This is a genomic window from Paenibacillus sp. FSL K6-2393 (assembly GCF_038002545.1).
Classification (GTDB): Bacteria; Bacillota; Bacilli; order Paenibacillales; family Paenibacillaceae; genus Paenibacillus.
In genome coordinates this window covers 139,295-161,596 of record NZ_JBBOCU010000001.1, presented here as the reverse complement: position 1 = coordinate 161,596, position 22,302 = coordinate 139,295, and the positions used below count along the sequence as shown (strand labels likewise).

General features: G+C 46.3%; 20 protein-coding genes and 1 pseudogene. 5 read left to right on the top strand and 16 right to left on the bottom strand.

Annotated features, from left to right (window positions below; genetic code table 11):
• Positions 1-27: 27 nt before the first annotated feature.
• Positions 28-1,440 (bottom strand): DKNYY domain-containing protein, encoded by a 1,413-nt coding sequence (locus MHI14_RS00705; RefSeq protein ID WP_341129699.1) that lies wholly within the window; start codon positions 1,438-1,440, stop codon positions 28-30.
• Between the two features lie 245 nt (positions 1,441-1,685).
• Here MHI14_RS00705 and MHI14_RS00700 point away from each other — a divergent pair, with 245 nt between their 5' ends.
• Positions 1,686-3,554 carry an AbfB domain-containing protein gene (locus MHI14_RS00700; RefSeq protein WP_341129698.1) on the top strand — a complete coding sequence of 623 codons (1,869 nt, stop codon included), beginning with the start codon at positions 1,686-1,688 and terminating at the stop codon, positions 3,552-3,554.
• 139 nt (positions 3,555-3,693) lie between these two features.
• Here the strand turns inward: MHI14_RS00700 and MHI14_RS00695 are convergent, their stop codons facing one another.
• On the bottom strand, positions 3,694-4,302 hold the full coding sequence (locus MHI14_RS00695; protein WP_341129697.1) for a flavin reductase family protein: 609 nt from the start codon (positions 4,300-4,302) through the stop codon (positions 3,694-3,696).
• A gap of 153 nt (positions 4,303-4,455) precedes the next feature.
• On the opposite strand from MHI14_RS00695, the gene MHI14_RS00690 reads away from it, so the two are divergent.
• A complete protein-coding gene (locus MHI14_RS00690) occupies positions 4,456-4,809 on the top strand; it encodes a winged helix-turn-helix transcriptional regulator (protein ID WP_289390712.1) in 354 nt (117 codons plus the stop codon).
• On the opposite strand, the gene MHI14_RS00685 is transcribed toward MHI14_RS00690, so the two are convergent.
• Positions 4,804-5,397: a hypothetical protein gene (locus MHI14_RS00685; protein WP_341129696.1), complete on the bottom strand. Its 594-nt coding sequence runs from the start codon at positions 5,395-5,397 to the stop codon at positions 4,804-4,806. The genes MHI14_RS00690 and MHI14_RS00685 overlap by 6 nt on opposite strands.
• A gap of 268 nt (positions 5,398-5,665) precedes the next feature.
• Between MHI14_RS00685 and MHI14_RS00680 the strand changes: the two genes are divergently transcribed.
• The gene (locus MHI14_RS00680; protein ID WP_341129695.1) at positions 5,666-6,526 is read left to right on the top strand and encodes a GNAT family N-acetyltransferase; all 861 of its coding nucleotides are present in this window, start codon (positions 5,666-5,668) and stop codon (positions 6,524-6,526) included.
• Positions 6,527-6,573: 47 nt separating this feature from the next.
• On the opposite strand, the gene MHI14_RS00675 is transcribed toward MHI14_RS00680, so the two are convergent.
• The 4 genes from MHI14_RS00675 to MHI14_RS00660 form a co-directional block, all read right to left on the bottom strand.
• Complete coding sequence (locus tag MHI14_RS00675) at positions 6,574-7,119, bottom strand: hypothetical protein (protein WP_341129694.1); 546 nt, start codon at positions 7,117-7,119, stop codon at positions 6,574-6,576.
• A 179-nt stretch (positions 7,120-7,298) separates the two neighbouring features.
• On the bottom strand, positions 7,299-7,568 hold the full coding sequence (locus MHI14_RS00670; RefSeq protein WP_133386343.1) for a CD3324 family protein: 270 nt from the start codon (positions 7,566-7,568) through the stop codon (positions 7,299-7,301).
• Between the two features lie 271 nt (positions 7,569-7,839).
• A complete protein-coding gene (locus MHI14_RS00665) occupies positions 7,840-8,766 on the bottom strand; it encodes an oxidoreductase (RefSeq protein WP_341129693.1) in 927 nt (308 codons plus the stop codon).
• Positions 8,767-8,826: 60 nt separating this feature from the next.
• Entirely contained in the window at positions 8,827-9,735 is a 909-nt protein-coding gene (locus tag MHI14_RS00660; RefSeq protein WP_091035439.1) for a helix-turn-helix transcriptional regulator, read from the bottom strand.
• 69 nt (positions 9,736-9,804) lie between these two features.
• Here MHI14_RS00660 and MHI14_RS00655 point away from each other — a divergent pair, with 69 nt between their 5' ends.
• Positions 9,805-10,371 (top strand): dihydrofolate reductase family protein, encoded by a 567-nt coding sequence (locus MHI14_RS00655; protein ID WP_091035437.1) that lies wholly within the window; start codon positions 9,805-9,807, stop codon positions 10,369-10,371.
• 118 nt (positions 10,372-10,489) lie between these two features.
• On the opposite strand, the gene MHI14_RS00650 is transcribed toward MHI14_RS00655, so the two are convergent.
• Together MHI14_RS00650 and MHI14_RS00645 are read right to left on the bottom strand one after the other, a co-directional pair.
• Positions 10,490-11,617, bottom strand: a complete 1,128-nt coding sequence (locus MHI14_RS00650) for an SGNH/GDSL hydrolase family protein (protein WP_341129692.1) — start codon at positions 11,615-11,617, stop codon at positions 10,490-10,492.
• A gap of 61 nt (positions 11,618-11,678) precedes the next feature.
• Positions 11,679-12,047, bottom strand: a complete 369-nt coding sequence (locus MHI14_RS00645; protein ID WP_091035434.1) for a DUF4180 domain-containing protein — start codon at positions 12,045-12,047, stop codon at positions 11,679-11,681.
• A gap of 148 nt (positions 12,048-12,195) precedes the next feature.
• Between MHI14_RS00645 and MHI14_RS00640 the strand changes: the two are divergent.
• Positions 12,196-12,812: pseudogene (locus MHI14_RS00640) on the top strand (NUDIX hydrolase).
• Between the two features lie 91 nt (positions 12,813-12,903).
• On the opposite strand, the gene MHI14_RS00635 reads toward MHI14_RS00640, so the two are convergent.
• From MHI14_RS00635 to MHI14_RS00605, 7 genes are all read right to left on the bottom strand, one after another.
• Complete coding sequence (locus MHI14_RS00635) at positions 12,904-13,626, bottom strand: amino acid ABC transporter ATP-binding protein (protein WP_341129691.1); 723 nt, start codon at positions 13,624-13,626, stop codon at positions 12,904-12,906.
• The gene (locus tag MHI14_RS00630; protein WP_074092820.1) at positions 13,623-14,279 is read right to left on the bottom strand and encodes an amino acid ABC transporter permease; all 657 of its coding nucleotides are present in this window, start codon (positions 14,277-14,279) and stop codon (positions 13,623-13,625) included. Before MHI14_RS00630 ends, MHI14_RS00635 begins: the two co-directional genes overlap by 4 nt.
• A gap of 17 nt (positions 14,280-14,296) precedes the next feature.
• A complete protein-coding gene (locus MHI14_RS00625; protein WP_091035425.1) occupies positions 14,297-15,094 on the bottom strand; it encodes a transporter substrate-binding domain-containing protein in 798 nt (265 codons plus the stop codon).
• A gap of 429 nt (positions 15,095-15,523) precedes the next feature.
• Positions 15,524-16,417 carry a response regulator gene (locus tag MHI14_RS00620; protein WP_341129690.1) on the bottom strand — a complete coding sequence of 298 codons (894 nt, stop codon included), beginning with the start codon at positions 16,415-16,417 and terminating at the stop codon, positions 15,524-15,526.
• Positions 16,389-17,720, bottom strand: coding sequence for an ATP-binding protein (locus MHI14_RS00615; RefSeq protein WP_341129689.1), 1,332 nt, complete (start codon positions 17,718-17,720; stop codon positions 16,389-16,391). Before MHI14_RS00615 ends, MHI14_RS00620 begins: the two co-directional genes overlap by 29 nt.
• A gap of 156 nt (positions 17,721-17,876) precedes the next feature.
• Positions 17,877-21,014: a hybrid sensor histidine kinase/response regulator gene (locus tag MHI14_RS00610; protein WP_341129688.1), complete on the bottom strand. Its 3,138-nt coding sequence runs from the start codon at positions 21,012-21,014 to the stop codon at positions 17,877-17,879.
• A 3-nt stretch (positions 21,015-21,017) separates the two neighbouring features.
• Complete coding sequence (locus MHI14_RS00605; protein WP_341129687.1) at positions 21,018-22,175, bottom strand: response regulator; 1,158 nt, start codon at positions 22,173-22,175, stop codon at positions 21,018-21,020.
• Positions 22,176-22,302 lie beyond the last annotated feature (127 nt).

Sequence of the window (22,302 nt, the reverse complement as noted above, 5' to 3'; positions counted from 1 at the left end):
TTTCTAAGTCTGCCATCCCTGTTTTCATTACCTCTTCTTTTTCCGCACTGTACCGCCTTCTACCGTATACCTAAATAGCGCATCTTCGGCGCCCCCTGTATCATCCGTAACTTGAAACGTCGCTGCATCTCCCGACTTATAAACCCCACCCGTCACAAAGCTGAACACTACACGGTCGTCTTTGCCCCAATATGGATTCAGCATGACAAATGTACTTCCATTGACACCCTTTACCGTACGGTTGCCATTGGCATTATATAGACCATTCTGATCCGTGGCCCAACTCTGGGGATCGGCATCGAATAGATGTGTAAAGCTGGCTCGATCGATATGTTTATTCGGTTTACCCCACAGATACACACGATCGGCATCCACCGCCCAACTGCCGGAAGGTGTTATTAACTCAAATGTCGATGCATCCGCCCCCTTGATCATCTGAAGCACATCGTCTGGATGACCGAAAGGCTCACTTGTCCGAACAACCTCGGCACGATACACATGGTGCTGATCCTTGGCAAGTCCGAGAGGCTCTGTCCCGGCAAACACTTCAATCTCCCGAGCATCTGCCTCATCGACACGGTATCCGTTGTAATACACATGATTGCGGTCACGTCCAAAAGGTCCACCTAGTGGCTGAAACGTATCCGGGTCTGCTCCCTTGAGGATACGCCACTGAAAATAAACCCGTTCCTGGTCCCGTGCAAAGTGCTCATCCAGTGGTTCAAAGGTAGATCTGTCCGCTCCACGGACAAGGTTGAATACCGTTTTCGCTTCTCGACGATACGTACCGCCCCATTCTGTTTTATAAAAAATAGACGACGCAGTCTCAACCCAATTCCCTGTGATCTGCGTAGCGCCCTCTGCACTGTGTGCATATTGATCATTCCACCAGCCAGGTACGTCGGAATGATGCTCACGCAACCATTCTCTCACCTCATCCTTGTCCCCATTCGCATAGCGAAGAGAGCTGGACAGATGGAACAGGTGGTCTTTGTCGGTACAATAATCGTGATGAGCAATCACAGCATTTGTATCGATATCCTCAAAAAGATGAAAATGCTGGCTACTCTTCACATATAAATAACGTTGGTCCTGCGCAAAGTAGGGCGTATCCGGCAACAGCCGAAAGCCTTCCGGATCGGAGTCAGGCACGGCCTGATCCTCCAGATAGACGTACTGAGAGTCGCAGCAGTAATCTTCATCAATCACACGGAAAGCTTCCGTATCCTGGCTGAACAAACTCGCCTTGTTCTTGCGGGCATTGAACCACCATATTCCCTGACGATCGCGCAGGTAGGCAAAGGTCAACCATCCCTTTTGATGCGTAGAGATGACTTCAAAATCCTGAGCAGTAATGCCTCCCTTAATCGGAGTGTTCTTTCCATCCTCGTCATTATGCAATTTCACCTGAAGGTCCTCATCTACAATAAACTTGTTCATGACGGTCCACCCTCCAACCATGATGTGAATTCAGTCTAGCTTTATTTTAACGTGTGTACCTGATCCGCTCTACATCATCGTACTAGATATTTAGCAACATTTCCTCTGCTCTCACCGCTCAGCCACGATGAAATGAAGGTTTGTTCAGCAATGGCTGGATTGTTCACTTGAAAAAGAGTCTAGCCGAACTACAATATAAATGAAAGCGCTACATTTTATCTGATATCTTTCGGGAGGTGTATGTAATGGGTAACAGGAAAGCCGTCTGGTTTCTGGTCTTTGCACTCACGTTCACCCTGTTTGGACTTCATCCTGAACGAACAAGCGCAGCAAGTGTCACGATAACCAATGGCACCGATTGGCTCGACACCGCAGGCAACCCCATCCATGCGAACAGCGGCAACATTATGCAGGTAGGCTCGACGTATTATCTGTACGGTGAACATGCGGTGGGTGGCAGGTTCGACAGTGTGAACGTGTACACCTCCACCGATCTGAAGAACTGGACTTTCAGCAACGCCATTCTGACGAAAGATTCGGCAACTGAGTTGGCCTCCAGTAAAATCGAACGCCCCAAAGTCATCTATAACGCCTCCACCAACCAGTATGTGCTCTGGGCACACTATGAGAACGGTACGGACTACAACCTCGGGCGTGTAGCAGTCGCAACAAGCAATACCCCGAATGGCAAATTCACCTATGAGGGCAGCTTCCGCCCGCTGAATTATGAATCCCGTGACATGACCGTCTTTGTTGATACAGATGGCACAGGTTATCTGGTTACCGCATCACGCAAAAATGGCGGCGCCAATGATACGATGGCTATTTTCAAAATGAATGCAAGTTACACCGGAATACAATCCTTCGAGGGCTGGCTGTTTGAGAACGCCTATCGTGAAGCACCTGCCGTTGTGAAAAAAGGAAACCGTTACTACCTCTTCACCTCCCAAGCGGCTGGCTGGTATCCGAATCAGGGTGCTTACGCTACAGCCACTTCCATGACGGGTCCATGGACTGCGCTTACGCCATATGGCAATCCATCTGCCTTTGGTTCGCAGATTCATGATATTGCCACGATTACAGGCAGCAATACCACATCCTACGTCTACATGGGGGATCGCTGGAATCCGATGAACCTCGGAGAGCACAAACATATCTGGCTGCCGCTAACCTTGAATGATTCGAACGGAACAGCATCACTGGAGTGGTATACAACATGGAATATCGATGCAGTAACGGGTGCAGTAACACCACCTGCTCTCGTCAACCATGCACAAGGCAAAACAGCTACCGCCATCTCCACAGCCTCCGGCTCGTCTGCATCCAACGTTAATGATGGTAACTACCAGACTTCATGGGTGGCTTCCTCCAATAGCTGGCCTGCCTGGTGGCAAGTGGACTTCGGCGCACCCAAGACGATCACCGAGATCGACACCTCCTGGTTTATGTATAAAGGTTCTGAAGGGTACTACAAATACAAAATTGAGATTAGCAACGATGGTGTTAATTACTCCACCTTGGATCGCACCAACAATCTGACCTATGGTTTCACCACGGATGCCGTGCACTTCACCGCCCGTTATGTACGGATCAATATGGTGAACGCCGTCTTGTGGAATAATCCGGGGAACTGGTACACCCCAACCCTGCACGAGGTCAAAATGTTGGGCCCTGCAACACCTGAAGCCACAGGTTACAGCCGGTTCAGTTCACACAACTATCCGGATCGATACATCCGTCATGCCAATTACACCGCTCGCGTGGATGCCAACGTCTCTCCTGTTCTGGATTCACAGTTCCGCGTCGTACCGGGTCTTGCCAGCTCTACGGGAATATCACTGGAGTCCCTTAACTTCCCGGGTTACTTCTTGAAGCGTAACACCATCAACAAAATTGTACTTGAAGCTTACGCCGACACCGCCGCCTATAAAGGAGATGCTACGTTCCTGAGCAGCCCTGGTTGGGCTGACAGCACCAAAGTATCCCTTCAATCGTACAGTCAGCCCGGATATTACATCCGGCATTATGACTACGTGTTACAACTCGATGCCATCAATGCATCCAGCAGCTCAACGGTGAAGAGTGATGCCACGTTTGGGCGAACCAATTTCTAAGCCAATGAATTGGAGATGAGGATTAACCACCCACATCTACAATTAATATCTCGAGGAAGAACGTTTTTTCAGGAGTCACAAACTGAAGAAGCGGTTCTTTCTGCTTCACCATTTCAGATATAGATCACGTAACCCCATCTCAGACTGAAAATGCAGGTTTCATTAGAGCGTAATCGCCAGCCAGACTGGCTAATGGCTGCCAGCTCTCTATCGCTATTTTATAATGACCGGCATATGCCTCTGCATCCACCCGTACGTGCTCTACTTTTCCAAGAACCAGATGATCTGTACCCACCTCAATAATTCGATCCAGCGTAAGTTCAAAAGCAATCGGAGATTCGAGCACGGAAGGTACATCTACACGTATGCCCGCTTTCGGAGTAACGCCTGCCAGTTCAAATTCATCTTCTTCCGATGCCACATCAGCAGATGATTGCTGCATCGACTCCACCAACGAAGCCGGGACCATATTGATGACAAATTCCCCCGTCTCTCGAATATTGAGTAGTGTATCCTTCACGGTGCCTCGCCTCTCACCTACACCGGGTCCAATGGATATGAGCAGGGTTGGTGGGTTGCGCGAAGCAACGGTAAAAAAACTAAAGGGCGCCAGATTAAGAACACCGTCCTTGCTTCTCGTAGAAACCCAGGCAATAGGCCGTGGCACCACGGAACCAATCATTAATTTATACATTTCATCGATGGTGATATCATCTGCTGCATACTCAAATACATTGTTTTTTGCCAATTACATTCGCTCCTTTTCCCCATCCCAACAGAAGCTCCTTCGGTTTACAAAGCCCCATGGGAAACATATAGTTGGTATAAGAATATACACTTGTTCACCACAAAAAAAGTACGCACTTTGAAGTGCGTACCTGCATAAAGGAGCTTATTCGTGATGGATAATCCGAGCACAATCCCAATGGAAACACTAACTCCATTCGACTACACCCTATCCATTATCGGCGGGAAGTGGAAGATGAAGATCATGTATCAACTTGCCTTCCATGGGGTCACACGCTACGGCGAACTCAAACGGCGTGTCCCCGGGATTACGTACAAGGTGTTAACCTCTCAACTGAACGATTTGGAACGTGAAGGTGTGATAAAACGAGTGGAGTATGATCAGACTCCGCCCAAAGTGGAGTATTCCTTAACCCCTCGAGGCAAGAGTCTAATGCCCATTCTGGAGGAGATATGCAAGTGGGGTGTGCATAATGTGCCGGAATCACAGACACTTCATGAACTATAGAGAACTATTGATGATGTCTGCGAATGCATCCCTGTTGTACGTATCATCCTGAATGCGCCATTCTCCCTGATCTTGCAAAAAGGTGATATCCCCCGATAACGGAATGGACTTGAACTCCTTGCCGTTCTTGTCTGTAAATTTCAGATCAAGCGTGTATTCCACCAAAATCCAGTCACTCTTGTTATCTTTGATCTTGGTTTTTATATTTTCAGGATGCAGTTTTGCTTGTTCGATGTGTGCAACCTGAAGAGGCAAGACAATATATCGATTAGCCATGTAAGCCTCATAATTTCGGGAGGTTAGGAATGGCTTCATGGTCTCTCCTTTGGCCAATAACCCTTCCATCTCTAACGTATCATCATAATCCTTACCATCCACGGTGAGTTCTGTTGTCTTATAATCGAGCGACATTTCCAGCGCTTGTTGCTGCTCCTCCGCCGTCGCCTTCTGGTCCCCCGTATCACTTGGCTGTTCCGTTGCTGGTGGAGTGATGGGTTCAGTGCTTTCCGCTGGTTCAGATGGTGTACATCCCATTAACATGGCGGCGAAAAGAAATAATGTACCCATCACATATGCCAACTTGCGCATAGGTAATCCCTCCCTTTCTCGTCAGTATTACTCTCAATTATCCCTTCAATAGGATATAATGTCCAGTTATTGGGCACATCTGAACAGACACCCAGTGAATTACATCCATTGGGTGTCATCTTCATCATAGATTGTGTTATAGTCATCGGGAAGTTATTTGGAGGAGATAATGATGATGATCAAAATTACAACTGGACCAACTCAAGAAGGATAGCGCCTGCGGGTCCAATAACTGCGTGTTTCCTTCAACAATGAAGGTGTGAAAGCTATGTCAACTTATCAAGTCGTTCCTATGATCTATGATTCCAAGGAACAGATTGAAGCTATTATTTTGCTCGAACAACAATGTAGACAGCTTGATTCCATTCATCTGAAAGCAGACCTTGACCATATCAGCAAAAAAGACGGAGACCACGCGCTCCTCTGTTATTGCCACGGTGATTTGGTAGGACTCCTCAGCTGGTATGCTTCTGACGCTGTAACCGGGAATATTAATGCCATCGTACACCCAGATTTTCGTCGCCAAGGTGTGTTCAGCAGCCTACTGAAAAGGGTAATTCTGGACATGAAACCACAGGGAATCAACCAACTCAGTTATCGTGTTCCTCAGGGCTTATCTCCGGGCCTTCTTACTGCCCAATCCCTTGGAGCCATCTATGATCGTGCGGAGTACTCGATGCAACTTGTGAATGAGGTCCTTTCGGTTGTGGAGCCGCCTGAACTAACGTTGTCCGTGGCAGAAGCCGAGGATATGGAGTTTGTGGTCACTTGCTCATCCCAAGCCTTTGGAGATTCGGAGGACTGGACACGCGAGTACTTTATGCAAACAAATGAACCCAGCCGAGTCACCTATATTGCATGGCAGAATCAACTGCCTGTTGGGCTGGTACGGGTCAACTCCATTAATGCAACAACTGCATTTATTCATAATTTCTGTATCTTTCCTGCTTATCAGGGACAGAAACTGGGGCGCACTGCGCTTAGCATCCTGGTTGATCTCCTAAGAAAACAAAGTTACACAGATATCCGCTTATCCGTTGTTACCGAGAACAAACGTGCTTTGAATCTGTACTGCAGTGTTGGTTTTGAAGTGAATTCTGAGTATCACTATTTCAACGGTAGTTTATAAAAGGCAGTGGAGAGAGATCGTTTTCCTCAAAGGGAGACGGTCTCTCTTTATATATTGGAGAATTGAAAAATCAATTTATAGCCATCGAACGTTTGCCCGTACATTTCTCGATAGTTACCTTTGGTATAATGATTCACTGTTTTCCGCCAGAAAGATTGGCCAATCTTATTTGTCTCCGATGGATTGGTGAACAACTCCCAGTTTCCTCTAAACATGCCGAAGATCGTCGATGCCACGTGTTCAGCAACGCCTACACCTCGAAACGGCTGCATCATAAAGAAGTCATGTACAAAGAAATCAGTGCCTTGTGAACAATATGGCGGAGTAGCTATGAACGCAAACCCTGCCGGTATGCCATCCACAATCATGAGGAACGGATAAAGACACTCCGGTTTTTCCCACCAAATGTTCTGTACATCATACTGATCCTGTAACGTTTTATAATCAGGACTTGGCTCAAAAATGCCATGTTTGTTCGGGGTATGCTCTCCACCCAGACCATAATGTCCGGATAGATCATGAAGGTATAGCGGGTACATATTTTTAATCATATACGCCTCGTCTTTATTCGTTAATTTCACTTCTATATTCATATTCACCAACCTTACCAGATGATTTAAGGAGTTATTTCACGAACTCTCACCGCATAACCTTGTACCGTTAAATGAATTGTACGTGCAGTTACACTACTCGAATATATAAAGAATCCTTAATAACCATTCTTTACAGTAAAAAAGCCAAATTCGATTGCTCGAACATGGCTTCTATCGTTTCATCCCTTTTTGCAATACACAATTTTCTTGATGCTATCGATGGATAAACAGTATTGGTCCGCAAGCTGATCGATAGTTGTTCCCGCAGCGAAAAACCTGCGGATCTCGTCATTCCGCTCCTGGACAACCCTTCTGCCACCCGAATTCTCTCCCCACTTCTTATGGGCATCCTTGGGCCTCGGAATATAGACCAGGCCTCCGGGGATATGACGCTGTATTTCTTTGAGTAATTCTTCCGGAAAGATTGTATCCGCATTAATATATTTCACGTTGCTCCACTCCTTAAAAGTTAAAATCTTTAAGGCAGCAGAGTCGTATGATGAACGCATTGGATATGCACTATAGTGATATGGCGGAAATGGATTTCACGCTCTATACAAACAACCGCCGTTGTTCATCGCATGGACTCTGCATAGAGCGGATCGTGAAACTTCTTATGAATCGAATCATGGTAGCCCCCCATTCAGTTAATCTTATTCGTGCTGAAGAACTTCTAACTGTCTATACCATAATAAGGTTTAGTTTTCTTAATGGCAAAATCTACACGTCGAATCTGTAATATACCCCTGTTAATTCTTCTGATACGCTCCATAGCTTGTTTGAAATGTTAGCATCATATAATTTTTCGATGATCTTAGCGCTCTTGGGATAGCCCTTAGTGCCGCCCATACCACTGGGAGCAATATACTCCCCTCCCGTGATCGTCGGATCTGCTGCAGCATATAAGGTAGGTAATGCCCCCATATGTGCCGGTTGACTAATGATTTTCAAAAGACTGCGCATGAATATATTGGTCTGTTTCCCCGAACCGAAGGAAAATAGATTGGTATGCGAAATCCCTGGATGAGCGGCGATACTCATGGAATCAATATGGGCGGAATTAAATTTATTCTGCAGCTCTCTTGCAAACATCAGATTGGCTAGCTTGCTTTGACTGTAGAACTTCATGGGATTATATCCTTTGGAGCCATCTAAATTATTAAAATCAATTACACCATTATGAGCTGCCATACTACTTACAGTGACTACTCTCGATTTCGGAGTAGAGATCAATCGAGGCAATAGTAGACCCGTAAGCGCAAAATGGCCTAGATGATTACTACCAAACTGTAATTCAAAGCCATCTTTCGTCAACTGGAATGGAGGGTTCATAATTCCTGCATTATTAACGAGAATGGACAAAGAATCGTATTGCTCAAGAAAAGCGGCTGCGAACTCACGGATACTAGCTAAATCGCTAAGGTCGAGCTGCATAACGATTACCTCTCCAGCTACATGCACAGACGACTTTATTTTATTAGCTGCCTTTTCACCTTTTTCCAGATTACGAACTGCAAGGATAACTTTTGCGCCTTTTTCAGCTAACGCTAATGCCGTTTCATACCCTAACCCGCCGTTCGAACCTGTCACAATCACTACTTTATCGGATACAGTCGGGATGATGTCTTTAGTCCAAACTTCGCTCATTTGTCTACACACCTTTCTTATCTCTTCCTTGATACCCTAATATCCAGCGTTTGAAAGCTTTTATCCCCCACCATACTGACTTAAACTCCGTTCCAGCATCCCTCTAACCTGCTGTTGCAGTTCGAGCGGAGACACCACCTTCACTTCCGGCCCATAGGAGAGTAACTTTCGCGCTGTAAAAGAGAACTCCTCCGGCGGAACCAGTCCGCGCCACTCATTGCCTTCAACCGACTTGAACAGCACATCTGAAGCGGCAATCCTTGCTCCAAATTCCGTGAATTGCAGTACCACTTCTACGCTTGCTCTGTCTTCTTTGGTATCAAGCCATGTCTTCAGACTCGGAATAGATTCATCTACGGATTCCATAACAGCCAACTGCTGTATGCGATCCACCCGATACAATAATACGCGGTCCTTATTTCGAGCTGGCATGTACCAATGTCCCTGCTCATAGTAGATGCCATAGGGAAAGACTTGGGCTTTTTTACGACCACTGCGGGCATGATACATAAATTCGATTTCTCTCTTTTCTACCGCTGCACCCAATATCTCGGTTGTTAAAAGCTCGGCATGCCCACCGGGGTGCTGGACAAAGGTGATATGCTCTCTCATTCGCATGATCAGATCCTGTACATCCTCAGGCAAAGTAGAGAAATACTGTTCAGCCAGATGTCCACGCATTGATCCATATGGAAAATCCGGGACTTGCTGTAGATATTCCAGCATCATAAACAGCCCTAATGCCTCCTGTTGTGTGAGTTGGAGAGGTGGCAAAATCCGATTGGGCAACACCCGGTATCCGCCGTTCACGCCAACTTCTGTGTACAAAGGAAAACCAAGCGCCTGCAATGCATCCAGGTCACGCTGGATCGTACGAACCGATACGTCGAACCGTTCTGCCAGTTCCCGGGCTGTAAACTTCTGTCTGGAATCCATCAGGCGCATGATCGCCAGTTTCCGATGATTCATGAATTTAACATCCTAACTACGTCAACTTTTGTCATAGTTAAAGTGTATCATACATTTTAGAAGGGAGCGATGAACATGTCTGATAACAAAACAATTTTGTACATTGCTATGAGTTTGGATGGATATATCGCAAGACTGGACGGTTCGGTCGATTGGTTATTTGATGTGGAGGGTGATGGTGGAGACAACGGGTATGCTGCATTTTATCAAACGATTGGTAGCGTTGTTATGGGACGTTATACGTATGAAGAGGTGCTCACACTTTCCGAAGATTTCCCCTATGCGGATCGGCCAACATATGTGCTTTCTCGCTCGGAACAGCCTCCCGCTCCGCATGTACAGTTTACAACCGAGACGGTAGATACGCTCATTCCCCGATTAAAGCAGACTTCTGATGGAGATGTGTGGATTGTGGGTGGCGGAATACTGGTTGAAGCTGTGTTAGCAAAAAAAATGCTGGATGAGATTGAAGTTGCCATCATTCCCAAAATTCTTGGTGAAGGCATCCCCTTATTCCCGACAGGCACTGTGCCCAGTCAATTCAAAATGGTCCGGACCCAGACGCTGGGACAGATCATTTCGATTCGTTATGAGGTACAGAACAGCGGCACAGCGGACACACCTTCGAATGTCTAGATAAGTAGAAAAGGAAAAAGACCATTCTTATGAAGAAGGGACCTCATAAAGTTAGACACCATCTAACCATTGAGGTACATTTCATGAAGGAGTGGTCTTTCCTTTTCCATATTTCAAGCTATCCTATCATTCCTCGTACATATTCCGCTAACACCTCTGCCGTCCTACGGTGAGATAACTCGCCTGGATGGGTGCGCGCCCCTACCGTCTCTTCGGTTGTATCAGGAAGCTGGATGATTGAGACCTTGTGGTCGCCTGTCCCCTTCGTATACGCATCAACCGCGCGGTAGATGGCGGGCATCATGGGAAAACCAAGCATGCCATAAGCCCATACGAGATGTGCCGCCGGATTGTTTTTCCGAAGTTTGAACAGGTACTGTTCCACCGCTTTCTCAAAAGCGGCCAGATCCTCTTCATGATACGTTCCGTCCTCGTTCATCCGCTGCTTGTACACCTTGCCAGTGTCGGGATCTTTCCACTCAGGTGACTGAAATGCACCCCCATCATTGCTGCCCAGGTTCACAACCACCACATCCGGTTGCCACGAACCAAAATCATGCATTTCTCCTGCTCCGAGCGCTTTGTTACGTTCTCCGGCAAGCAGGCCACAGACCTGCTCGTAATAATCGGGGATGTTCCCCTTCGGGTTGTTATCCCAACTTGTCAGCACACCCCAGCCACTTTGCGAGATGACCCGGTATTCTGCATTCAATGCCTCTGCTGTCATATACGTATAATTATGTATGGCACTAAACCACATCGGAATCCAATCTTCTTCCGCTTTTGCCCCAATCGCACCTTCGCCAGATGTAATGCTGTCACCGATGAACTCGATTTTGTACGGTTTTTCCCGCACAGGCAGGAACGCTCCATCGGATTTCACCGCATGAATCTGCAAGGAACAACCCGGGTCACCACTCATCGCTTGAACATCCTTAACGATCCGAACATTCTTCACCACATCCGCGTTCATACCCCGAAATACACAGACCCAGTATCTTCCCGCCACTAACATCTGTCTACTCACCGGAACACCGTTGATCAGAATGCTGATCCATGACTCATACATGTCATACTGCGACTCCAACTCAACCCATAGTTCGGAGCCCTGTACATTAAGTTCAACTGCACTTCCCGTCCAAAATAACGTCAACGGCGCCAGCTCTCCAGTTGTTCTGCCATGCACTTTGAGATTATGAACATCGGGCAGAGCAGTTACCTTTAAACTCTCATTAGCTATCACCATGCAAACCTCCTACGTTTGACTCAGATTATAAGCAGGCTCTCTACATGCTTCGGATATGCACTTAACTGATATTATGCAACTTTTGAAGCGCTTCCTCTTTGTTTTTCAAAAAGAAAAAATGCTTGCCATTGTTGCACTCATAGATGAAATCTCTCAGGCTCTTGCTGGTATGTCCTTCGAAATCTCCCACAATAGCAAGCTTAACATGATAGTTCACGTATTTCTGCAAAATCTCGCCTGCAAGCTTGGTTTTCAGTTCGAAGAACTCTTCGGTGATGTTCGTTTTGTCGATAATGAGCTTGTCAGCATCATCGGTATACCTTACCGAAGCCATCAAATCCAGTGCATCTTGAGCATTGTTGATGACGATGCCATTACTTTCAATAATGGCGACCTTGGAATTGCCCTGTTGATCAATAGTTATGATCATATCACTTTCTCCTTTGAACATCGTTTCTTTATAATATCTCGCAATTCTATAATAAAAAGCAATAATTATAGACTGTAATTCATATGATATAATGGGGTTATTTCCTAACTAAACTAAATCTCGTGACTTGCGAAGAAAAGAGGAGTCCATGGACACAAAGTGGCTAGAATGGGCAAAACAGATTCAAGCTATCTCACAAACAGGTTAACCTATGCCAAGGATGTTTATGATATCGAGCGATACGAGGAATTGAGACGCATTAGTATTGATATCTTAAGCAACTATACTTCTGTTAACAAAGAGAAAATATCACTTACATTTGCAAGTGATTCAGGATACGCGACGCCTAAAGTCGATATTCGTGGTGTTGTTTTCAGGAAAAACAAAGTACTTTTGGTTCGAGAGAAGATAGATGGGGCATGGGCATTACCAGGGGGATGGAGTGACATCGGCCTATCACCATCAGAAGTAGCTGTGAAAGAAATTAAAGAAGAATCCGGTTTTGATGTTGTGCCGATGCGGTTGTTAGCAGTATTGGACAAAAAATTCCATGGACACCCACCTGAGCCTTATCACGTATATAAGATGTTTATCCGCTGTGACATTGTGGGAGGGCATGCGGAAACAGGTGTAGAAACCAGCGCAGTTGATTTTTTTGCTATCGACGCTTTACCTGAATTATCATTGGAAAGAAATACGCTGGAACAAATTAAAATCATGTTCGAATTTCTTGAACAACCAGATAAAGAAGTCATTCTGGATTAAAATAATAACCCCTTCAGCTTCCCGACCTAAGTCCATCATACCTGATGTCTTTAGTGCACGGCCTGCCATAAGGGGTTATCTTTTCGAAAGACTATAAAACCTTACCCAGAAACGCCTTGGTCCGCTCATGCCGGGTATTCTGAAAGAGCTCTTCTGGCGTGCCTTCTTCTACAATATATCCGCCATCCATAAAGATCACCCGATCCGCCACCTCACGGGCAAAGCCCATCTCGTGTGTAACAACAATCATCGTAATCCCCTCATGAGCGAGGTCTTTCATGACTTGCAGCACTTCTCCAACCATCTCCGGATCCAGTGCAGATGTAGGTTCATCGAACAGCATCACACTTGGGTTCATGGCAAGTGCACGCGCAATGGCCACACGCTGTTGTTGTCCACCCGACAACTGCTCGGGATAAGCATCCCTCTTCTGAGACAGCCCAACCTTGCCGAGCAGTTCCATTGATTTTTTCTCATTCTCAGCCTTACTCAGTTTCTTGATATGCTTCGGCGCGAGCATAATATTCTCCAGCACGGTCAGATGTGGGAAGAGGTTGAACTGTTGAAACACCATGCCCACATTGGTTCGTAACTGATCGATATCCGTCTTGGGTGAAGTGACCTCAACACCACCAATCGTTACCTTGCCAGACGTCACACCCTCCAGCAGATTGAGACAGCGCAAAAACGTACTTTTACCAGACCCGGAAGGCCCGATGACGCATACAACTTCTTTCTCCTGAATCGTTGTGGAGATGTCCTTCAGCACCTCATTGGCACCAAACTGCTTTTTTAGATTCTGTACGGTAATCATCGGATCGCATACCTCCTTTCAATGAACCGGGAAGCCCGGGACAATAGCACAATAATGATCAGATAGAATATGCCCACCACACCCCAGATTTCGAATGCCCGGAAGTTGGAGGAAATAATAATCTCCCCGCTCTGCGTTAATTCTGCGATACCAATTGCAGACAGCAACGATGTATCCTTAATTGTAATAATGAACTGGTTCACAAAGGTAGGAATCATGCGCCGGGTTGCTTGGGGTAACACGACCAGCCTCATCGTCTGGAAACGCGTTAATCCCAGGGATCGCGCCGCCTCATGCTGCCCGTTGCTAATGGAATTAATCCCTGCCCGGAAGATCTCCGAGATGTAGGCTCCGGCATTCAGACTTATCGCAATAATCCCTGCGGTCATCGCCGGAATGCGCATATCCAGGAACACAGGCAGCCCGAAGTAGATGAAATATACCTGCACCAGAAGGGGTGTACCACGGATGATATCCACGTAAAGTGTAGCTACCAGCCGCAACAATCGATTCAAAGAAGTACTCATCAGACCTGAGATCAATCCGATCACCATCGCAATGATGAGTGAGATCACGACTAGTTTTAACGTAACGACTGTACCCTCGAGCAGAAGAGGCAGTGCGTCTATTATGACTTGCAAGGAGGAGTCCATCCGTACCACATTCCCTTCTATTTAGCCGTTGTTCCCAGATATTTTCCAACAATCTCGTCGTACTTTCCGTTTTCCTGCAATTTCTTCAGTCCATCATTGATCTTCTTCTGCAATTCCGTATCACCTTTGGCAACAGCAATACCATAGAAGTCACCGTTCAATCGGTCTCCAACGATTTTGAGTTTGGCGTTCGGGTCGATGGCAATCTTATAGGAGATGACGGGGAAATCCTCCAGCGTAGCATCTGCGTTTTTGTTCGCGACTTCCTGATACATCGATGGGCTGTCATCAAAATATTTCACGGTTGCCCCATAGGTTTTTGCATATTCATCTGCAAGATTGGCACCTGAGGTTCCTTTTTTAATCGCAATAATTTTTCCTTTTAAATCTTCAGGACTTTGGATGTCCGCGTTATCTTCATGTACGATTAGGGACAGACCGGCCTGATAATACGGGTCCGAGAAATCCACGACTTTTTTACGTTCGTCCGTAATGCTAATGCCTGCAATGGCTCCGTCCAACTGATTCGCCGTAATAGCCGGAATGATGCCTTTGAAGTCCATCGGTTTGATCTCTACCTCAAAGCCCTCTTCTTCCGCAATCGCGTTCATGAGGTCAATATCGATCCCTACATATTTTCCGTCCTTCTGGAACTCAAAAGGGGGATACGTTGCATCGGTACCAAATGTGTATTTCTCAACAGCTGAACCACTTGCCGACTGGGCGCTATTCTCTTCACCCGATTTCGCTGCACCGCAGGCACTGAGTGTTAGAGCAAGAACGGACGCCATTACAATGGATGCTACCTTTTTCATAGAAAAACCCCTTTTCCGAATTAGATTGGGATCGACCGAATCGACCGTTTGTATTTCAGCATTTTGCATAATTCGAATCAAACTCGCTTCCGGGTATAAGATATAGACGAATAGAATCATTTCGATCTATATCTTTCTGATTGAAAGACGCTCACCGGATTTATGCAAAATGCTTATTCATGTACGTATTGTAGTTCGCTCCCTACGCCAACTTACATGATCCTACATAAAATAATCACAATTTATGATAATTAAATTCACATGTGTTGTTTTCAAGTAGATAAAAGCGTGAAAAACGCTATTGAAAGATCTGTTTCCAATATTATATGTAAGGTTATATAACAATAAAAAGCATTAAAAACAAAAAAACCGAACATCCGTGAAGTGTTACTTCCGGGAATTCGGCTTTTGGATAAGAGATACACTATCTCAATTATTCATCTTTTCAATCGTCTCCATATAGAACACATGCAGGAACTTTTTGATATTAACCTTGCCTTTGTCGCCTGCCTGATCTTCTTCCATCGCTCTCATCTTCATTCGAACATCCTGGAAGTCAAAGTAGAGGGGAGCATAATGTTCAAACTTGTGGTTGCTATAATCGGTGAGTCCAATCGAGGCCATGTTTGTCAGTGCGGCAATCACCGTTCTGCGAATACGTTGTTCCATCGCCTTGCACTCTTTCTCCACGTCTTTGGGCGTAGACTTGTACGTCTGGGCCACCGCTTCATACGACTCCTTCAGTGGCGGCCACTCCGCGACCTGCTTCTGGTCAATCGCATACTCCATGAGCGCAATGATGTCCTTGCTACCACTTTCTCCGATGATCCCCAGATCCATCAGAATGCTTCTTGCCGCATCTCGCACCGTCCGGCCTTGGGCAGGGGCCGGCGGTTCCACCAGATTCAATCGGGCCATCGACTGCTTGATCTCCAGCACGTAACGCTCATACTTCCACTGGTCATTCACTTTGCTGAGCACATGCTCCACTTCCACCCGATTAATCGGTTTATGAATGAAAAATTCAATTCCGTTCTGGTAGGCGGCCCCTACCATCTCTTTATTCTCCACCTGAGAGATCATGATAAATTTCCCGGTATATCCGCTCTGCTTCAGCTTCGCCACCGTCTCAATTCCGTCCTGATCCGGCATCAGCAGATCAATCAGCACCACGTCGGGACGCAGATCCATAATCATGCGTGCCCCTTCTATACCGCCCTCTGCCATGCCTGCAAGCTCGCCGATTCCACAGGATTCGATGATATCATGCAGCATACTCCGGCTCACCACATCATCATCCACGATCATGATAGAAAGTGTCATCGACATTGGCCCCCTTGATTAGATTCATTTTGGGAATCGCTATAGCAAATGTAGTCCCTCTAGCTCCCGGAGGCGCAGATTCAACCTTAATCTGTCCCGCTAATGACTGAACGATATCACGTACATGAGACAGGCCAATGCCTGTTGCAGCAATGCCAACTTCATTGAATTTCGTTGTATAGCCCGGTTCGAAGATCACATCCCGTTTGGCTTCAGGTATACCTTTCCCAGTATCCATCACGACCAAATGCACGTCATCGTCCTGCTCATACACACGAATTCGGACCGTCCCATCATGCTCAATCGCCTCTACCGCATTGGCAATCAGGTTGTTCACTACCGTTAGAAGAGGAATGTAATACGGAGACTCACAATCATACTGTTGCTCGATGTCGATCTCTACCTGCTTATGCAGCATCTCACTATATTTTCGGTTTGCTTTGCTGGCAAAGTTCAGCACTTCGGACAAGCTCATGTTGACCGCTTTTTCGTTATCATACAATTTCAGCAGCCCCGCGAGAATGCGTTGTGAATCCTTCTTCACTTCATGAATCTGCTGAGCAATACCCAGTGTTCGCTGACTGTATTGGTTCATCTCCTGCTCTCGGAGATCTCGATATAGGTCGTAGCTGTCTGCCGTAATGCCTTCGATTGTATTCATTGCTTTCTTCAAGTAAAAAACCTCGCCATACAGACCCGAGTTCACACTCAACATCTGCTCCATCCGCTTCTCCTGCTCTGCATGCAAAAGCCGCATCTGCCTCACCGCAAAACTGTTGTAAAGCCCAATCACAAAATAACTTCGCAGACCGCCCACCACAAGCAGATACAACCATTCCTTCATATAAAAGATATTGGTCCCGCTTAACATTCCGCGAAAAAGCAGCTCAACAAGATTAGAGGAGAAATCGATACATGTAATTAACCCGCCGAGTAGAAGAGGCTGCATCTCATGGAATCGATGCTTGAACTTGCTAAGCCCATAGGCAAAGACCACATAATACACACCTGCTCCCAGATTGTCCCGCATGCTTTCCAGAATGGACACGGTCTGTACATGATTGATGAGATCTGCTGACTGAAACAGCAAATTCGCGATGCCTGTCAGGATTCCTGTCTTCACATAAGACAAGTGTGGCATGATCATCAGCAGAAATAAAAGGATGCTAACCCCCAGCCCGATTCGGAAGTAATCTTCCCGGAACGGATTTATCTTGAATTGCGCCCCTACCGCTGTGGCAAAGGCAATGGCCGTCATCTGCACATTCTCATTTTTGACCCAATTGCGCATCGATCTCTTCACCCACTATAACAACGTTTAGCGCCCAATGCCGGAACCCGCGCTTCTAATGTTAAATATACTAACATATGAAAGAAGCATTAGAAATAATTAAAATTAGGGAATGAACACGCAAGCAGAACAAAAAGGCCGGAAGTCTTCACTTCTGCGGCCTTTTCCTTATATCTCATCCGGAATATCAAATGACACCATCGTTCCCTCACCCGGCTCACTTACGATCGATAATCCCTGACCATACCGTTGCATCAATCTGCGGTTTGTATTCACAATACCTATTCCGCCTTTTCCACCTGGCGTAGCATGTAGCAGTTCTGCAACCTTCTCCGGTTCCATACCTTTGCCATTATCCTTCACCTCAATACGGGTATAACCCTCATGGCGAGTGATGGATAGGCATAACGTACCGCCTACATTGCGGCTTAATAGACCGTGTCTGACGGCATTTTCAATCAAAGGCTGAATTGATAGCGGCGGGAGAAGCAAAGGAAGGTCCGGCTCTACGTTTAATACCACCGACAATCGATCTTCAAATCGTGTTTTTTCAATAAAAAGATAGGCTTCAACGAGTTCCAGCTCGTATGATAATTTCACCAGTTCCCCTGTATTGAGATAGTTGAAGCTGATCCGTAAATAAGATGAAAAAGCTTCACCAAGCTTCCGCATATGCTCTGTATCAATATCACTTAAAACCATAAGTGAATTCAGGGTATTGAACAGGAAATGAGGCTGAATCTGAGCCTGCAAATAAGCGGCCTCCATGCGCAGGCGCTCTTGGATAGACTGATTTAGCATGGTCAATGCACGTATCCGATATTTCAGTTCCACCGCATCTACAGGCTTCGTGACATAATCATTGGCCCCCGATGCAAACCCCGTGTAGATATCTGGCGGCTGACTTCGTGCCGTCAACAGCAGCACAGGAAGCTCAGACATTGAGAATTGTTCCCTCACCTTCAGGGTTAACTCGTATCCGGACATATTGGGCATCATCACATCTGTAATGAGCAGATCCCACTGACGTGTGCCGAGCAATTCCATCGCTTCCTGACCCGAACCTGCTGTAGTTATATCATATGGTTCAGTAGAAAGGATGCTGACCAGCACATCCAGATTCACCGGATCATCATCCACAGCCAGAATGGTAGCTCTCCCCTTTTTTAACAACGGAGCCATCTCTGCTGTCGCCAAGGCTTCCGCGTCCCCCATACCTGAGCGGGGTAACAGGAATCCGCTAGGTGCATCTTCCATCATCTCCGCGGCCTGTTCCCATATCAGGGGAAGTTGTGACTGAGCCTGATGGGTGGTTTCATTCGCAAGCGGCAGATTGAAGCTGAATACCGAGCCCTTTCCGAGTTCCGAGTGAACCGTAAGTGCCCCGCCGTGCAGTTCTACGAGCTCTTTGCAGATGTTCAGTCCAAGCCCGATGCCTTGTCCATCACTGATTCCATATGACCCTTGTTCATACGGGAGGAAAATACGCATCCGTGTATCCTCATCCATGCCAATGCCCGTATCCGTCACATGAATCAGAGCATGTCCTTCACGAATTTCGGCACTTACGGATATCGTTCCTTCCTCTGTATGTTTAAGCGCGTTATGCAGCAGATTATACAAAATCTGAACAAGCCTTTCTTCATCAGCCATGACCTGAGGGAACGATTCCGGAATCTCCATATGAAGGTGGACTGGTTTTCGTTCTGCCATGAACTGCAGCATGGCGATAACGCCAGGCACAACCGACTGTATGGAAAGAGGCCCCTGACGTAACTCAATGCGGTGCTCCTTCAGCCGAACTACATCCAGTAGATCACCAAGAAGATGTGACATCCGTCGACCGATCGTAATCAGCAACTCCATATCCTCCAGGCTCCGTTCATCCAACCGGTTTTTCTCTCGGGTGATGACGTTATGAGCGATGTTAATGATCCCGTGCAGCGGGGTCCGCAGTTCATGTGATGTATTCGCCAAGAACTGATCTTTAATTTTGTCGCCCTTCTGCAGCTCTGTATTCAGCTTCATATTCTCCCTGACATTCCTGAAGTATTTCTTGAACCAATAGGCGGAGAAGCCCGTAATCGCAAAGATAATATCAATGGGATAGTAGACTGTTGTCACATCTTTAGCTGTCTCGGCCACACTCCATATCAGGTTGGATGTAATGCCTCCTGCAGTAAGTAGCAGAAACACAATGTCCCGGTCCGCCTGTTTCCTGAAGATCATCGTTCCGACGATGTATAGAAACCAGATCATGGATACAAGAAAGAATAGGTTAATGACGTTGTAATGGATCATGGCATATGTAATATGAATGGGCACCACCACAATCACGGCCGTATAGATCAAGGTCATGACAACATGCCACTGTAGCCATGCCTTTCGTACATGAACCATCGTTAATCTCTGGAATAACAGAAGGATACAAGCATTTTGCAGCAACAATGAGATCAATCGAATTTTAATGCCCCAGGTATAATTAATTGGAAGCCATAACATCAATATATTGTCATGACCCATCGTAACCGTGATGCCAACAGCTAAAGTTAATACGGCTCCAACCAGCAAGGAACGTTCCTGTCGATTAAATGCGTAAAGAATACAGGCATACATGCCGTGGAGGAGCATAACCAGAAAGGTGAGCATCTGAAAACCAATGGAATACCAACGCGAAAAATCAACAGCTGCCTGTGAACCAAAGCGAACAGGTTTGCTAATTCCGCCCATATACGGGCTGTCGTAATTGGCTACACGGACCAATAATTCAATGGAGGTTGTTCCTTCCTGATCGTAGGTCGCTGTATATGAAGTGCTTCTGGGTATATATGTACTGCTATCCGTGGAGACCTCACCCATGCCCCCGTCCGCGTCTCCATTCATCTCAACCTCGGATGAACTTCGGATTCCCTTGAACCAGAAGGTTACCGGCGTCTGAAGCGGATCTGTCAAAATGCGCAATCGATATGTTCCGTAACCGTACGAACTCTCTTGTTCCTGATTCTGTGCACTCCCCCAGTCCCCAGGGACCTGAACACTCTTGGCACCGCCATTCCTCTTCACAATATCTTGTTGGGTCAGCAACTCATCCGGATAAAGTTCCCATTCCCCATTCAAGTACATGACTGGAGATTGATCCAGATCCACGCCCCTTAAATCCAGCACCCCGTTAACGGCGCGATGCTCATCTACTGTGTGGAATAGCTCAGACCATACCGAGCGCATGCCAATTAACACTCCAAAAATGATTAGCATAATGAACAAATATTTGTAACGGTCCACACGTTTCGTTTGAAGTAATTTCATTAATTATTTTTTCATGACTTTGGTTAAACCGAGCTTCCAGTCCTGATACCATTCGGTAATATCCTCACTGATCGGGATCTCCAAATCTTGCTCCATTCTGGTGGTTAAGAGACGATACTGCTCCTCCACACCGAGATCGTTGTCCATTTCATCATATAACTTCATTAGCATAAAATAACTTTCTTCTTCATCCGGAAGCATATGCTGGATACGTTGTGTACTCTCGATCACTTTCTCCACCAGCCCATGCTGCTGGTAATACAGACTTAGTTGTCTCATATGATACAGCCACAGATAGCGTAATCTTTCCCGCTCAGGTTCAGCCCACATGTATTCATAATTGCCAAGATAGGTACCCTTATATAGATGAAGCGCTTGCTCATAGGCATGAACGGTACTTTCGTCTACGGCTTTCCATTGCCTGATTTCCCGTTCCCACTGCTCACTATCCAACTGAGCCTCACCCAATTCGAGTCGATAGCCTGCCTCCAGGTGTCCACTCTGAATCGTGATCATATTCATATTGCAAGTTTTCAGGGTTTGGCGGACATGATAAATCGCAGTGTAGAGTTGGTGTGCCGTCTTCTCCTCTTCCATTCCCGGCCACAGAAGCTCCAGCAGAACACTGCGATGGATGACCTGGTTCCGGTGGTGAAGCAAGTATGCAAACAGTTCCTGCGCCTTGCTTGTACGCCATTTGGCAACCTGGGTATCCTTTCCTGGAAGCTTAAACTGAATCTGATTAAAACAGCAAATTAAAGGTACGTTTGTATCCTTTGACCGCTGCTCCCGTTTTACGCTCAGTTTCTCTCTTACGCGGCTCACCGTCTGCTTCAATCGATCCTTTTGGATGGGCTTCATCACATAGTCCAAAGCCTGTAGTTCGAAAGCATGCACCGCATATTGATCGTAACTGGTCACAAATATAATTTCGATGCCCGGTGTTGCCGCCTGAATCTGTCTTCCCAGATCCATACCATCCATCTCCGGCATATGAATATCCAGAAATACAACATCAGGACGGTGTTCCACAATACCTGCCACAGCCTCTGTTGGATTCATATATGTAGCGATAATTTCAATGCCGCTTACTTCTTTTTCTAGTGATTTTTGAAGGCCTATCAACGCTAGACGTTCGTCGTCAACCAATATCACTTTCACAGGAGCTTCCTCCTCGACCCTGAGGTCTTGAGATTTATTTTCACTATTATATCATAGGCATTTTAAGTATTTAGGTTCTTGTTTCCTATTTTCAATTTGTAGCAATTTAATTGTATAATACTTAATA

Bases quoted from the DNA above. Each gene is read 5' to 3' on its own strand.
- MHI14_RS00705 (WP_341129699.1), bottom strand. From the start codon at position 1,440: ATGAACAAGTTTATTGTAGATGAGGACCTTCAGGTGAAATTGCATAAT.
- MHI14_RS00700 (WP_341129698.1), top strand. From the start codon at position 1,686: ATGGGTAACAGGAAAGCCGTCTGGTTTCTGGTCTTTGCACTCACGTTC.
- MHI14_RS00690 (WP_289390712.1), top strand. From the start codon at position 4,456: ATGGATAATCCGAGCACAATCCCAATGGAAACACTAACTCCATTCGAC.
- MHI14_RS00685 (WP_341129696.1), bottom strand. From the start codon at position 5,397: ATGCGCAAGTTGGCATATGTGATGGGTACATTATTTCTTTTCGCCGCC.
- MHI14_RS00680 (WP_341129695.1), top strand. From the start codon at position 5,666: ATGTCAACTTATCAAGTCGTTCCTATGATCTATGATTCCAAGGAACAG.
- MHI14_RS00675 (WP_341129694.1), bottom strand. From the start codon at position 7,119: ATGAATATAGAAGTGAAATTAACGAATAAAGACGAGGCGTATATGATT.
- MHI14_RS00665 (WP_341129693.1), bottom strand. From the start codon at position 8,766: ATGAGCGAAGTTTGGACTAAAGACATCATCCCGACTGTATCCGATAAA.
- MHI14_RS00660 (WP_091035439.1), bottom strand. From the start codon at position 9,735: ATGAATCATCGGAAACTGGCGATCATGCGCCTGATGGATTCCAGACAG.
- MHI14_RS00655 (WP_091035437.1), top strand. From the start codon at position 9,805: ATGAACATGTCTGATAACAAAACAATTTTGTACATTGCTATGAGTTTG.
- MHI14_RS00650 (WP_341129692.1), bottom strand. From the start codon at position 11,617: ATGGTGATAGCTAATGAGAGTTTAAAGGTAACTGCTCTGCCCGATGTT.
- MHI14_RS00645 (WP_091035434.1), bottom strand. From the start codon at position 12,047: ATGATCATAACTATTGATCAACAGGGCAATTCCAAGGTCGCCATTATT.
- MHI14_RS00635 (WP_341129691.1), bottom strand. From the start codon at position 13,626: ATGATTACCGTACAGAATCTAAAAAAGCAGTTTGGTGCCAATGAGGTG.
- MHI14_RS00630 (WP_074092820.1), bottom strand. From the start codon at position 14,279: ATGGACTCCTCCTTGCAAGTCATAATAGACGCACTGCCTCTTCTGCTC.
- MHI14_RS00625 (WP_091035425.1), bottom strand. From the start codon at position 15,094: ATGAAAAAGGTAGCATCCATTGTAATGGCGTCCGTTCTTGCTCTAACA.
- MHI14_RS00620 (WP_341129690.1), bottom strand. From the start codon at position 16,417: ATGACACTTTCTATCATGATCGTGGATGATGATGTGGTGAGCCGGAGT.
- MHI14_RS00610 (WP_341129688.1), bottom strand. From the start codon at position 21,014: ATGAAATTACTTCAAACGAAACGTGTGGACCGTTACAAATATTTGTTC.